The following is a 12392-nucleotide window of genomic DNA, read 5'->3' as shown; positions in this document are numbered from 1 at the left end:
CCTCGCTCGGAAAGGCTTCCGTCGCCACCGGGCATCCGGCCCGTCACGGCGCGAGCGTGAAGCGGGCCCAGGTGGTCGCGTCAGTGGTGAGCAGCAGGTGGTCAGGCTCGCCGGCCGATCCGACGGCACGGCCGAAGAGCCAGGCGTACCCGGGGGCGACGCAGACCGACCCGACGATTGGGCCGTACTCCCGGGCGACCAGGAAGGTCCGCCCGGCGTCCCGGCTGACCAGCAGTCGCGCCGTGCGGTCGGACGCCGTGCCTCCGCCCGCGGTGATCGCCAACAGGGATCCGTCGGAACCGACAGTGAGGTCCCAGTGGGGCTGCGCCGGCAGGTCGGCGTCGGTGTCCCTCCAGGTCTTCGCGCCGTCGGTGGTCCGCAACAGCCGGATCCTGCCGCCCGCCGTCCTGGTCAGCACGTAACCCTGGCGCTGGTCGAGCCCGACCACCGCCACGAGGGTCGCGTCGCCCCCGACCTGCCAGGTGGTCCAGGTCGCACCCCGATCGGCGCTGCGGGCGACCGTCGACCCGGAGGCGCCCTCCAACTGGTAGGCCGCCCAGATGCTGCCGTCCGCGGCCGGGTAGAGGCTGACCAACGGACGCCACGATGGCGCCGTACCGGATAGCCGGTAGACGGTCCCGCTCGACGGATCCACCGCCAGCGGCTCCCGCACCGCCCCGCAGGTGAAGCCGCAGAAGACCGGTCGGGCCGTCGCCGGAAACGACGGAACGGCCACTATCGCGGCGTCCCCGTCCTGCCAGGTCCGCCCGTAGTCCGTGGAGAGGTGCTGCTGCCCCGCGTCGCGTACCAGGTAGGACCGCTCACTGAGCACCGACGCATTCAGGATTTTCGGCGCCCCTGTGGTGTCGCCCGCGCATCTGGTGCCCTCAAACCGGGCCGCGTCCCAGTCCGACCAGCTCCGGCCGCGGTCGCCGGTGTAGGCGAAACGCAGGACGCAGCCGTCCGTCCACACGTCCACCCCGGCGTCGGGGCCGGTCAGCGTGAAGTCGCCGGAATGCGTGGGCGACGGCCGGGTCGGGTCCGCCGGTTCGGCGCGGTCGCGCCCGACAGTCAGCGGTACGACCGTCAGACCCGCCAGGACGAGCAGCGCGGCCGCCACCGTCGCGACGGAGCGGTGTCGACGGGATCGGGCCGAGGACCGCAGCTCCTCGATCGGTGGTTGGCGGACAGCGACGGCGACGGCGTCGACGTCGAACCCGGAGAACTCACGACCGGACATCGATCCTCCCGGTTTCCGTAACGTCGGTGGTGCTGGTGCTGGTGCTGGTGCTGGTGCTGGTGTTGGTGCCGCGGTCGCCGCTGGCGGGCTCCGTGAGCAGCGTGGCCAGGGCCTGCCGGCCCCGGGACAGCCGGGATTTCACAGTCCCGGCCGAGACGCCCAGCGTGGCGGCGACCTCGTCCACCGGCAGGTCTACGAGGTAGTGCAGGGCCAGTGCGTGCCGCTGCCCCTCCGGCAGCATCCGCAGCGCGGCGAGCAGGGCGAGGTGCTCCGGCGAATGGTCGGCGACGGCCGGTGGTGGGCCGATCCGGCGCAGCAGCCCGTCGAGCACCCGGCGGCGTCGGTAGCGGCTGCGGGCCCAGTTCACCGCCACGCGACGCAGCCACGCCTCCGGGTTCTCCAGCCCGGCAAAGCGCCGAGGCGACACGAGTGCCCGGGTGAACGCCTCCTGGACCGCTTCCTGCGCCTCACTCAGGTCGCCGGTCACCGCGTACAGCTGGACCACCAGCCGCCGGAAACAGCCGGCGTAGAGCTCGGAGATCAGATCGCCCTCGGACACCGTCACCTCCCCTCTCCACCACTCCCACCAACGGGCCGGGGAGAAGGTTCCGGTGGCCGGTCAGAATATGGGGCTCGGCCGAATTCGAGTGTCGGCGCGGCCCGCGTACCGCTCACAATGTCGACCATGGCGCGGGAGCACGTACTGGCAAAGGTCGAGGACGACCTGCGGCGTGGGCACGTCCACCCCGCGATGCAGCGCCTGGCGAGCCTGAACGCCGCGTACCCCGACGACCTGGAGCTGCGCTCCCGGCGTGCCGCGCTGTACCGGCAGGTCGGCAACCCGGCCGAGGCCGGGCGGTGGGGGTTCCTCGAAGAGGACGCCAGCGCGCAGGAGATCGCCGCGTTCGAGAGGTCCTACCCGCAGGCATGGCAACGTCTGCGCGCACTGAGGATGATCGACGACCCCACCGACCGGCTCGGGCCGGTCGCGGGCGCGCGGCTCGCCCGCCTGGTCCGGCAGATCGAGCGGCAAGGCCCCTTCGTGGTCGCCTGGACCGAGGACGGACCCCTGGCGGGAGCGCCCACCTCGTGGCGGGAGGCGCGTGGCTGCCTGGTCACGGCGCTGAGTGGTCTGGTCCTCGCGGCGCTCACCGTCGTCGGCCTGATCACAGTGGTCCGCTGGGCGCTGTAGAACGACCCGGGGGTACGCGCCGCGAACGGCGGGTGGTGCGTTCTGTCCCGAATCGGTCTCGTGGGGTGGGCGTACCGCATAGCGTCACGAAGGCGGATCCACCGCCGATGCGCCGCGCGTCGGTGGCCACGGCCCCGCGGAAGGGACCGGACATGGATCGAGTCGACACGGTGCTCCTGCCCGAGCTGGACGGGCCGGTGCCGGCGGCCCTGCCGAGGGCGCTGGGCCTGGTGAGCCTGGCCCTGGGCGTGGGCGCCCTGGCCGCGCCCCGATCCCTCGCGCGACTGACCGGCGTGGACGACTCCCCGGCGGCGCAGGCGGTCATTCCGGCCGTCGGCGTACGCGAGCTGGTGCACGCCGTCGGCCTGCTCACCGGCCGTCGCCCCGCCGGCTGGGCGTGGACGCGGGTGGCAGGTGACGCGCTCGACCTCACCCTGCTGGGCCGAGCCATGGCCGACCGTCGGGGTGAACGACGGCGGCGCGCGGCGCTGACGACCGCCGCGATCGCCGGCATCACCGCCCTGGACACGGCCGTCGCCATCGCCGCCGGTCGCGCCCGACGGGCCCGCGCCCGGGTGATCCGGATGGAGATCGCGGTGACGGTGAACCGTTCGCCCGCCGAGGCGTACCGGTTCTGGCGCGACATGGAGAACCTGCCGAAGTTCATGGCGCACCTGGAGTCGGTACGCGCTGACGACCTGCGTCGCTCCCACTGGGTCGCGCGCGGCCCGGCCGGACGCCACGTCGAGTGGGACGCCGAGATCATCGACGACCAGCCGAACAGGTCGATCACCTGGCGCTCGTTGCCGGGCACCCGGGTGGCAAACGCCGGGCGGGTCCAGTTCGTGCCCGCGCCGGGCGACCGGGGCACCGAGGTGCGGGTGCGCCTGCGCTACGCGCCGCCGGCCGGCGCGCTCGGCCGGGCGGTGGCGAAGCTCTTCGGCGAGGAGCCCGAGCAGCAGGTCCGCGACGACCTGCGCCGGTTCAAACAGGTGCTGGAGGCCGGCGAGGTGGTCCGCTCCGAGGGCAGCCCGAACGGCATCTCCGTACGCCAGCAGGCCATGCAGCGGCCCGCGCAGCCGCTGCCGGCGTCCCGTCGCTGACCACCCACGCCGTCGAGAGGGATCCCGCAGATGAAGGCAACCGCCTGGATGGGCACCGACCGCGTCAAGGTGATCGATGTGCCCGATCCGACGATCATGAACGCCCGCGATGCGATCGTGAAGATCAGCACCACCGCGATCTGCGGCTCCGACCTGCACCTCTACCACGGCTACATCCCCGCGATGCGCAAGGGAGACATCCTCGGCCACGAGTTCATGGGCGAGGTGGTGGAGGTGGGCCCGCAGGTGCGCAACCTCAAACCCGGCGACCGGGTGGTGGTGCCGTTCCCGATCGCCTGCGGACACTGCTCCTCCTGCCAGCGCGGCCTGTACTCGGTGTGCGAGAACTCCAACCCCAACGCCGGGATCGCCGAGAAGGTCATGGGCCACTCGCCGGCCGGCATCTTCGGCTACTCCCACCTGCTCGGCGGGTACGCGGGCGGCCAGGCCGAGTACGCCCGGGTGCCGTTCGCCGACGTCGGCCCGCTCAAGGTGCCCGACGACGTCCCCGACGACCAGGCGGTCCTGCTCGCCGACGTCTTCCCGACCGGCTACATGGGCGCCGAGATGTGTGACATCAAACCGGGGCAGGTCATCGCGGTCTGGGGCGCGGGGCCGGTCGGGTTGCTCGCCGCCGCCAGCGCCCGGCTGCTCGGCGCGGAGCGGGTGATCGTCATCGACCGGTTCCCGTACCGGCTGCGGCTCGCCGAGGAGCACGCCGGCGCCGAGACGATCAACTACGACGAGGCCGACGTGCTGGACACCCTCAACGAGATGACCGCAGGCCGCGGACCGGACGCGTGCATCGACGCGGTCGGCCTGGAGGGCCACCACGGCAACACGGCCCTGTACGCGTACGACCGGGCCAAACAGGCCACGCGGACCGAGACGGAACGGCCGTTCGCGCTGCGGGAGGCGATCCTGGCCTGCCGCTCCGGCGGGGTGGTGTCGGTCATCGGCGCGTACGGGGGTGTCGTCGACAAGTTCCCGATGGGCGCGTTCATGAACCGGTCGCTGATCATGCGGACCGGCCAGTGCCACGTGCAGCGCTACACCCGGCCCCTGCTGGAGCGCATCCGGCGCGGCGAGATCGACCCGAGCTTCATCGTCAGCCACCGCCTGCCGCTGCGGGACGCCCCGAAGGGCTACAAGATCTTCCAGAAGAAGCAGGACGACTGCACGAAGGTGCTGCTGAAGGTCTGAGCGACAGGCGACCCCCCCCACGCACCGGCATCTGCGGCTAGCGTGTCGTCGATGGAGAGTGCTCACACGCCGACAACGACCACTGACGACCCCACCGTCCGGCTGCGGCCCGTGGGCGAACCCGACCTGGCGATGCTGCGGCGGTTCTGCGTCGAGCCCGGGCTGATCGGCCTCGACTGGGCGGGCTTTCGTGACCCGGGCGCACCGGCGCGGCGCTTCGCCGTCGACGGTTGGCTGGGCGCCGACGACGGGCGGCTCGTCGTCGAGGTGCAGCGGGACCAGGCCGCCGGGATCGTCAGCTACACGTCCCGGCGGTACTCGGGCCCGGCGTCGTACTGGGACATCGGGATCGCGCTGCTCCCCGAGTGGCGGGGGAGGGGTATCGGCTGGCGAGCCCAGGCGCTGCTCTGCGACTACCTGTTCACCCACACCCCGGCGCAGCGTATCCAGGCCGGCACCCATCCGGAGAACGCCGCCGAGCAGCGGGCGCTGGAGAAGGCCGGCTTCCAGCTGGAGGGTGTCGTACGGGCCTGCGAGTTCCGGGCCGGCACCTGGCGCGACGGATATCTCTACAGCCGGCTGCGCGACGATCCGCCGCCCGCTCGCCGGTGATTTCGTGCCGGTCTGCCGCCACCTGCGCGCCGTCGTCCCCGGCCACCGCTTTCCGGCCACCCCGTTTGTGCCCGGCGAGCCGGGGAAACCGCCCCGTTCGCCCGGCAGGCCGCACGGCCGGTCGAGGAGACGAAGGGAGCGGTTCATGGAGTACGAGCAGATGATCGCCACGGTCCGGCAGCGCGCCGACCTGGGGGAGAACGAGGCCGTACGTTCCGTGCAGGCCGTCCTGTCGGTGCTCGGCGAACGGCTCGCCGGACAGGAGGCCGACCACCTCGCGGCCCAGCTACCGGACCGACTGAACGGGTCGGTGACCCGCAATCCGCAGGGCCGCCGGTGGGACATCGGCGACTTCCTGAAGCACGTCGGCGACCGGGAGCAGGTCGCGAACGCCGACCAGGTGCGTCAACACGCTCAGGCGGTGCTGCGTACCGTCGCCGAGGCCCTCGACGACGACCAGCGACACGACCTGCTCGCCCAGCTCCCCGGCGGCATCACCGACCTCTTCGGTGTGCCCACGCCGCGCGGCTGACCGCGGCCTGGCGTCAGGGGATCGGCCACTCGTGCACCGGCCGGTTGCTGTGCATGAGCTCCACATAGTGCCGAACCACCTCGCGCAGCGCCTCCGGCCGGTCCAGGTGATCGGCGGACTCCAACCGGTGCAGCGTCTCCACCTGCCAGGTAGCGCCGTTGCGACTGGTCAGGCAGCGCTGCTCGATGACACCGAGCAGCCTGTCGCGCTCGACCGGGTCGAGGCCCCACCGGTCCAGGCCGTGGTGCGCCATCGGCAGCAGCCGGCGCAGCACCAGCTCGGTGACCGGCAGATAACCGAGGCCGGGCCAGAAGACCTGCGCGTCGATGCCGTGCCGGGCGCAACTGGTGAAGTTCTCCTCGGCCGCGCTGAACGACATCTGTGACCACAGTGGCCGGTCCGACTCGGCCAGGGCGCGGACCAACCCGAAGTAGAAGGCGCCGTTGGCGATGGTGTCCAGCACTGTCGGCCCGGCCGGCAGCACCCGGTTCTCCACGCGCAGGTGCGGCCGGCCGCGCGACACGTCGTACACGGGGCGGTTCCAGCGGTAGATCGTGCCGTTGTGCAGCCGCAGCTCGGCGAGGTTGGGCACCTCGCCGGCCGCCAGGGTCTGCGCCGGGTCCTGCGGGTCGCACACCGGCAGCAGCGCCGGGAAGTAGCGGACGTTCTCCTCGAACAGGTCGAACACGCTGGTGATCCACCGCTCGCCGAACCAGACTCTGGGGCGTACACCCTGGGCTTTGATTTCTTCCGACCGGGTGTCGGTGGCCTGCTGGAACAGCGGGATGCGGGTCTCGCGCCACAGTTCCCGGCCGAAGAACAGCGGCGCGTTCGCACCCAACGCCACCTGGATGCCGGCGACCGCCTGTGCGGCGTTCCAGTAGTCGGCGAACTGCGCCGGGCTGACCTGGAGGTGGAACTGGGTGCTGGTGCAGGCCGCCTCCGGGGTGATGGTGTCGGCGGTGACCGCCAGGCGCTCCACGCCGCTGATGGCGATCGGCAGGTCCTCACCCCGCGCCGCGAAGATCTGCTCGTTGAGCAGCTTGTAGCGCGGGTTGGCCGAGAGCGTCTCGGCGGTCAGGTGCTCGGGACGCAGCGTCGGCAGGATCCCGATCATGACCATGTGCGCGCCGACCGTCCGCGCCTTCTCCTCGGCGGCGTTGAGGCTGGCCCGCACGTACTCCTCGAAGCCGGCGGTCCCGGTGCCTGTCAACCGGCGCGGCGGCACGTTGATCTCGATGTTGAACTGGCCCAGCTCCGTCTGGAAACTCGGGTCCTCGATGGCCGCCAGCACGTCGGCGTTGCGCATCGCAGGGTTCGATGCCTCGTCGACGAGATTCAGCTCGATCTCCAGGCCGGTCATCGGACGGTCGATGTCGAACCGCGACTCGCGCAACATCTCGGCGAAGACGTCCAGGCAGTTGCGCACCTTCTCGCGGTACCGGGCCCGATCCTCCCGACTGAACGTCCGAACGCCGACATCCTCGCCCATGGTCACCACCCTGTCACCGCTGGTACCCCCCCAACCTCGCACGGGGCCGGCGGGCGGGGGAGGACCCGAGGGTTCTTTCCTACCCAGTAGCGAGCTCCGTGACCCCTGTCGCACGCCGCGTGGTCGGTGGGGGCGCGAACGGTCGGCACCGTTAGCATTGCCGCCCGAGAGGTGGTGGCGTCCGGATGCGCGAGAAGGTGACTCGGCTGTTCGTCGCGGCGGCGATCGCCGAGGCGTGCTCCTGGCTGGCCCTGCTGGTCGGAATGGCGGTCAAGTACGGTCCGCCGGACAACGAGTTGGGCGTCAAGATCTTCGGCCCGATCCACGGCGGTCTGTTCGTCGCGTACGGGCTGCTGGTGCTCGCGGTGGCCCGGCTGCGCCGGTGGAGCCTGCCGGTGACCATCGTGGCGCTGGCCTGCGCCGTTCCGCCGTTCGCCACCCTGGTCTTCGAGCGCTGGGCCCGCCGCCGGGGGATCCTCGGCGTCGACAGCCACCCGACCCGCGAGCCCGCCGCCGTCGGCTGAGCGCTCAGTCGGCCAGGAAGTCGCCCAGCACGGCCGCCAGGGCCTCCGGCGCCTCCTCCGCCATGTGGTGACCCGAGTCGACAGACGCGGCCCGCACGTCGTCAGCCCACTCGCGCCAGATCGCCGCCGGATCGCCGTGCAACTCCACCATGTCGTCGCGCTCGGACCAGACGAACAGCACCGGGCAGGAGATCTTCCGCCCGGCCGCCCGGTCGGCGTCGTCAGCCGCGCGGTCCGGCCCCAGACCAGCCCGGTAGTCCTCACACATCGCGTGCACCGTCGCCGGGTCGTGGATGGCCCGGTGGTAGTCCGCGTACGCCTCCTCGCCCATCTCGGCGGGGGAGCCGCCGTACCAGGCGTCCGGGTCCGCGTTGATCACCCGTTCCGCCGGCTTGTCGGTCTGGCCCAGGAAGAACCAGTGCCACCAGCGGGCGGCGAACCGGGCGTCACAGGTGGCCAGCGCCGCCCCGATCGGCACCCCGTCGAGCACACCGAGGCGACTGACCCGCTCCGGATGGTCCAGGGCGGTACGCATCGCCGCGTACGACCCGCGGTCGTGGCCGACCACCGCGGCGCGCTCGTGGCCGAGCGCGTCGAGCAGCGCGACCACGTCGCGGGCCATCGCCCGCTTCGAGTACGCGGAGTGGTCGGCCGTCTCCGCAGGCTTCGTCGAACCGCCGTACCCCCGCAGGTCCGGGCAGATCACCGTGTGCCGCTCGGCGAGCAGCGGCGCCACCCGGTGCCAGGTCGCATGGGTACGGGGATGACCGTGCAGCAGCACCACGGGCGAACCGGAGCCGCCGTGGCGCACCCGTAGGCGTACCGGGCCGACGTCGATCTCGTCCAGGGCGAATCCGGGAAACATGCGCTGCCGGTGCCCGCCGGGGCGGGCCGGGAAACGTCAGCCGGCGGCTCAGGTGAGCGTGGAGCAGGCCACCACGCCGGCGAGCAGCAGCGCGCCCAGCACCGCCTGCAACAGCAGCGGCGGGCCGAGGTGCGACCAGAGCGTCGCGGTACGCGGGGTGAGCAACTGCCCGGTGGTGAGGTTGACGATCCGCTCGATGCGGGGCGGCAACTCCGGGTCGCGCTGCGGGCGCAGGGTGAGCTGCACCTGATCGGCCGGGTGCAGGGCGCTCTGCGGCAGGTGCCCGTGCATCTCCACCTCGCAGAGCTGACCGGCGGAGTTGCGCAGCCGGACCGGGGTCACCAGATACTCCGGGCCCTGCTTCAGCTCCTTCCAGCGCCGCCGCGTGCCCCCGCCGCCGAACGAGAAGAGCGCGCGCAGCAGCAGGGCCGGCAGTCGGGCGAACGCCGCCGCGGCGAGCACCGCGACCAGCACCGGCTGGCCCACGCGTATCTCACGTGTGTAGCCGTCGAGCAGGCGGACCAGCCGCCCGGTGACGATCCGCTCCGTCGGGTGCACGATCCGTCGGGTATCGAGTCCGCTGTCCATCCCCACCACCGAGAGTCCGCTTGTGTTCACTGATCGTATCGATGTCCCCGGTTGAACGACGTGAATGAAACCTGGTCACGGGCTCACGGCCACGAGGTGACATCCCGGGCGAGCAGGGTAAGCGGGGGGCCGAGCTGGAAAGGGGTCGAGCATGCAGCTGTCCTTCCTGCGCCCGCTCTACGACCGACCCGGGCCGTGGTGCTCGGTGTACCTGGACGCCTCCGCCGACACGGAGGACGCCCACCCGGCACTGGACCTGCGCTGGCGTGCCCTGGAACGTCGCCTTGCCGAACAGGGCGCCGACGAGGCGAGCATCGCCGCGCTGGACCGGGTGATCCGGGGTCACGACCCGATGGTCGGGGACTACGGCCTGGCCGTCTTCGCCAGCCACGGGCGGGTGGTGCTCTCCGAGTACCTGTCCGCGCCGCCGCTGCGCGACCTGGCCAGTTTCGACCCGTTGCCGCACGTGATGCCGCTGCTCGCCCAGCGGGGCGAGCAGGTGGCCTGGGTCCGGGTGGTGGCCGACCGCACCGGCGGCGACGCGATGGCGGTCAGCGCGGGCGGGGTGCCCCGACGGGCGCACGTCGCCGGCCGGGACAGCTTCCCGCTGCGCCGCGTGCAGCCCGGCGGCTGGTCCCAGTCGCGCTACCAGCGGGCCGCCATGGAGGCGTGGCACCAGAACGCCGGCGACGTCACCGCCGCGACGGTGGAGCTGGCCGACAGGGTCGGCGCGGACGTGGTGGTGGTGGCCGGCGACGTCCGCGCCACCGGGATGATCGCCGCCCAGATGCCGGAGCGCTGGCAGGACCTGGTGGTGCGTACCGACGCCGGGTCCCGGGCCGGCGGCGCCGACCAGACCATGCTGGACGACCTCACCGTGCAGACCATCGCGGAGGTCGCCGACCAGCGGATCACCGCCGCGCTGGACCGGTTCGGCGTGCAGGAGGACGTCGGCGCCGGCCTCGACGCCGTCGTCTCCGCCCTGCAACGCAACCAGGTCGACACCATGCTCATCGTCGACGACCCGTCGGCGAACGGCGAGCTGTGGATCGGCCCGGAGGCGACCGAGATCGCCGTCGACCCGGCCCAGCTCAGCGCGATGTCGGTGAACGACCCGCAGCGGGTACGCGCCGACGCGGCCCTGGTGCGGGCGCTTGTCGGCACCGACGCGGCGCTGACCGTGCTGGGCGCTGACGAGGCGCCCCAGCTCACCGACGGTGTGGGCGCGGTGCTGCGCTACGTCGACGAGGGCACCCCGGGGCGCGGCAATGGTTGAGCGTCGCGTCGCGGACCTGGTGGTGGAGCGGCTGCGGGCGTGGCGGGTCCCGCGCGCCTTCGGCTACCCTGGTGCGGCGATCGCCCCGCTTGTCGAGGCGCTGGACCGCTCCGGCGGCGACCCGGCGTTCGTCCCGGCCCGGCACGAGGAGACCGCCTCGTTCATGGCCACCGGGCACGCCAAGTTCACTGGCGGCATCGGTGTCTGCCTGGCCACCCAGGGGCCCAGCGCGGTGCAACTGCTCAACGGCCTGTACGACGCGAAGCTGGACAGCAAACCGGTCGTGGCGATCGTCGGCGAGGACGTCACCGGCCCACTGGGCGGCGCGCACCAGCAGATCGGGTTGAGCCGGCTCTTCGGCGACGTGTGCAACCAGTTCGTCCAGTACGGCCGCAGCCCGGAGAGCGTACCGGCGCTGCTGGACCAGGCGTTCCGCACCGCAGCGGCGACCCGCAGCCCGACCTGCGTGGTGCTGCCGCGGCACCTGCAGGAGGCGCTGGTGCCCGACCTGGGGACGTACGCGGCCGGCGTGATCACGGCGACCCCCGGCGAGCCGCTGGCCCGGGTGTTGCCGCACGAGGCGGACCTCGACGCCGCCGCGCAGGTGCTCGGCAACGGCCAGCGCACCGCGATCCTGGTGGGTCAGGGAGGCCGGGGCGCGGCCGCCGAGATCATCGAGCTGGCCGACCGGCTCGGTGCCGGGGTGGCCACGTCACTGCTGGGCAAGCCGGTCCTCGACGAGCGGCTGCCCTTCCACACGGGCGTGCTCGGCGAGGTCGGCACGCCGGCCGCCGCCGAACTGATGGGCGGCTGCGACACGCTGCTGCTGGTCGGCACCAACGACCCGTGGACCGACTACTTCCCGATGCCCGACCAGGCCCGCACCGTGCAGATCGACATCGACGGCACCCGCATCGGCAGCCGGTACCCGGCCGACGTGCCACTTGTCGGTGACGCCGCCGAGACGCTGCGGGCGCTGCTGGCCCGGGTGCCCTCCCGACCTCAGCAGCAGTGGCGTGCCACGGTGGAGGGCGCTGTCGACAGGTGGCGTACGACCGCCGCCGACCGGGCCGCCGCGCCGGCCGAACCGATCAACCCGCAGCTCGTGCTCCAGGAACTCTCCACCCGGGTGCCGCAGAGCGGCTCGGTCGCGGTCGACGTCGGCTCGGTCCTCTACTGGTACGCCCGCCACCTCGTCCTGCCACCCGGGGTGAACGCGCAGCTCTGCGGCACCCTCGGCTCGATGGGGTGCGCCCTGCCGTACGCGGTGGCCGCCAAGCTCGCCGCGCCCGACCAGCCGGTGATCGCGCTGCTCGGCGACGGAGCCATGCAGCTCAACGGCCTCGCCGAGCTGATCACGGTGTCGCACCACTGGCAGCGGTGGACCGACCCACGGTTGGTGGTGCTCGTGCTCAACAACCGCGACCAGAACGGCATGGGCGGTGGCCGGGAGCCGTCGTCCGACCCCACCCACCGTCGCCCGGACGTGCCGTACGCCGGCTGGGCCCGGCTGCTCGGGCTGCACGGTGTCCGGGTGGACCGCCCGGAACTGGTCGGCGCCGCCTGGGACGAGGCGCTCGCCGCGGACCGCCCGTGCGTCCTGGAGGCGGTCGTCGACCCGGCGGTGTCGTTGGCGCCCCCGGAACCGGCCTTCGCCGATCTGCGCGGCCTGTACGACGAGGGGGAGCCCGCCCGGCGGGTCCGCGAGCAGGTGGAGCAGGCCGTGGCCGTCGAGGATCTCGTTTAGGCGTACCCCATCAGGGCA

At 72.5% G+C, this 12392-nt stretch carries 13 protein-coding genes; 8 read left to right on the top strand and 5 right to left on the bottom strand.

Annotated features, from left to right (window positions below):
- Positions 1-43 precede the first annotated feature (43 nt).
- Entirely contained in the window at positions 44-1240 is a 1197-nt protein-coding gene (locus ACGFIE_RS10045; protein WP_393293013.1) for a WD40/YVTN/BNR-like repeat-containing protein, read from the bottom strand.
- Positions 1227-1799 (bottom strand): RNA polymerase sigma factor, encoded by a 573-nt coding sequence (locus tag ACGFIE_RS10040; RefSeq protein ID WP_393293010.1) that lies wholly within the window; start codon positions 1797-1799, stop codon positions 1227-1229. The genes ACGFIE_RS10045 and ACGFIE_RS10040 overlap by 14 nt, the downstream gene beginning before the upstream one ends.
- Before the next feature lie 126 nt (positions 1800-1925).
- Here ACGFIE_RS10040 and ACGFIE_RS10035 point away from each other — a divergent pair, with 126 nt between their 5' ends.
- The 5 genes from ACGFIE_RS10035 to ACGFIE_RS10015 all read left to right on the top strand — a co-directional run bounded on the left by ACGFIE_RS10035 (position 1926) and on the right by ACGFIE_RS10015 (position 5882).
- Positions 1926-2432 (top strand): DUF6584 family protein, encoded by a 507-nt coding sequence (locus ACGFIE_RS10035; RefSeq protein WP_393293007.1) that lies wholly within the window; start codon positions 1926-1928, stop codon positions 2430-2432.
- 152 nt (positions 2433-2584) lie between these two features.
- Positions 2585-3535 (top strand): SRPBCC family protein, encoded by a 951-nt coding sequence (locus ACGFIE_RS10030; protein WP_393293004.1) that lies wholly within the window; start codon positions 2585-2587, stop codon positions 3533-3535.
- A 30-nt stretch (positions 3536-3565) separates the two neighbouring features.
- Positions 3566-4738 carry a zinc-dependent alcohol dehydrogenase gene (locus ACGFIE_RS10025; RefSeq protein ID WP_393293001.1) on the top strand — a complete coding sequence of 391 codons (1173 nt, stop codon included), beginning with the start codon at positions 3566-3568 and terminating at the stop codon, positions 4736-4738.
- 51 nt (positions 4739-4789) lie between these two features.
- Positions 4790-5350 (top strand): GNAT family N-acetyltransferase, encoded by a 561-nt coding sequence (locus ACGFIE_RS10020; protein ID WP_393292998.1) that lies wholly within the window; start codon positions 4790-4792, stop codon positions 5348-5350.
- A 145-nt stretch (positions 5351-5495) separates the two neighbouring features.
- Entirely contained in the window at positions 5496-5882 is a 387-nt protein-coding gene (locus ACGFIE_RS10015; protein ID WP_363685648.1) for a DUF2267 domain-containing protein, read from the top strand.
- Between the two features lie 13 nt (positions 5883-5895).
- Here ACGFIE_RS10015 and ACGFIE_RS10010 read toward each other — a convergent pair whose 3' ends face one another.
- Positions 5896-7374, bottom strand: coding sequence for a glutamate--cysteine ligase (locus tag ACGFIE_RS10010; RefSeq protein WP_363685650.1), 1479 nt, complete (start codon positions 7372-7374; stop codon positions 5896-5898).
- 185 nt (positions 7375-7559) lie between these two features.
- Here ACGFIE_RS10010 and ACGFIE_RS10005 point away from each other — a divergent pair, with 185 nt between their 5' ends.
- The gene (locus tag ACGFIE_RS10005; RefSeq protein WP_393292994.1) at positions 7560-7898 is read left to right on the top strand and encodes a DUF3817 domain-containing protein; all 339 of its coding nucleotides are present in this window, start codon (positions 7560-7562) and stop codon (positions 7896-7898) included.
- Between the two features lie 4 nt (positions 7899-7902).
- Here the strand turns inward: ACGFIE_RS10005 and ACGFIE_RS10000 are convergent, their stop codons facing one another.
- On the bottom strand, positions 7903-8763 hold the full coding sequence (locus ACGFIE_RS10000; protein WP_393292992.1) for an alpha/beta fold hydrolase: 861 nt from the start codon (positions 8761-8763) through the stop codon (positions 7903-7905).
- Between the two features lie 48 nt (positions 8764-8811).
- The gene (locus ACGFIE_RS09995; protein WP_363685755.1) at positions 8812-9360 is read right to left on the bottom strand and encodes a hypothetical protein; all 549 of its coding nucleotides are present in this window, start codon (positions 9358-9360) and stop codon (positions 8812-8814) included.
- Positions 9361-9502: 142 nt separating this feature from the next.
- On the opposite strand from ACGFIE_RS09995, the gene ACGFIE_RS09990 reads away from it, so the two are divergent.
- Together ACGFIE_RS09990 and ACGFIE_RS09985 are read left to right on the top strand one after the other, a co-directional pair.
- Positions 9503-10627, top strand: a complete 1125-nt coding sequence (locus tag ACGFIE_RS09990; RefSeq protein ID WP_363685654.1) for a Vms1/Ankzf1 family peptidyl-tRNA hydrolase — start codon at positions 9503-9505, stop codon at positions 10625-10627.
- A complete protein-coding gene (locus tag ACGFIE_RS09985) occupies positions 10620-12374 on the top strand; it encodes a thiamine pyrophosphate-binding protein (RefSeq protein ID WP_393292989.1) in 1755 nt (584 codons plus the stop codon). Before ACGFIE_RS09990 ends, ACGFIE_RS09985 begins: the two co-directional genes overlap by 8 nt.
- Positions 12375-12392: the final 18 nt, after the last annotated feature.

The organism is Micromonospora sp. NPDC049275, from assembly GCF_043197115.1.
In the GTDB taxonomy this organism is placed as follows: domain Bacteria; phylum Actinomycetota; class Actinomycetes; order Mycobacteriales; family Micromonosporaceae; genus Micromonospora.
This window is presented reverse-complemented; position numbering and strand designations above follow the sequence as displayed.

What these genes read in the sequence shown, in the direction of transcription:
- ACGFIE_RS10035 (WP_393293007.1), top strand. Translation starts at nt 1,926, where the DNA reads ATGGCGCGGGAGCACGTACTGGCAAAGGTCGAGGACGACCTGCGGCGT.
- ACGFIE_RS10000 (WP_393292992.1), bottom strand. Translation starts at nt 8,763, where the DNA reads ATGTTTCCCGGATTCGCCCTGGACGAGATCGACGTCGGCCCGGTACGC.
- ACGFIE_RS10015 (WP_363685648.1), top strand. Translation starts at nt 5,496, where the DNA reads ATGGAGTACGAGCAGATGATCGCCACGGTCCGGCAGCGCGCCGACCTG.
- ACGFIE_RS10005 (WP_393292994.1), top strand. Translation starts at nt 7,560, where the DNA reads ATGCGCGAGAAGGTGACTCGGCTGTTCGTCGCGGCGGCGATCGCCGAG.
- ACGFIE_RS10010 (WP_363685650.1), bottom strand. Translation starts at nt 7,374, where the DNA reads ATGGGCGAGGATGTCGGCGTTCGGACGTTCAGTCGGGAGGATCGGGCC.
- ACGFIE_RS10025 (WP_393293001.1), top strand. Translation starts at nt 3,566, where the DNA reads ATGAAGGCAACCGCCTGGATGGGCACCGACCGCGTCAAGGTGATCGAT.
- ACGFIE_RS10030 (WP_393293004.1), top strand. Translation starts at nt 2,585, where the DNA reads ATGGATCGAGTCGACACGGTGCTCCTGCCCGAGCTGGACGGGCCGGTG.
- ACGFIE_RS10045 (WP_393293013.1), bottom strand. Translation starts at nt 1,240, where the DNA reads ATGTCCGGTCGTGAGTTCTCCGGGTTCGACGTCGACGCCGTCGCCGTC.
- ACGFIE_RS09985 (WP_393292989.1), top strand. Translation starts at nt 10,620, where the DNA reads ATGGTTGAGCGTCGCGTCGCGGACCTGGTGGTGGAGCGGCTGCGGGCG.
- ACGFIE_RS09990 (WP_363685654.1), top strand. Translation starts at nt 9,503, where the DNA reads ATGCAGCTGTCCTTCCTGCGCCCGCTCTACGACCGACCCGGGCCGTGG.
- ACGFIE_RS10020 (WP_393292998.1), top strand. Translation starts at nt 4,790, where the DNA reads ATGGAGAGTGCTCACACGCCGACAACGACCACTGACGACCCCACCGTC.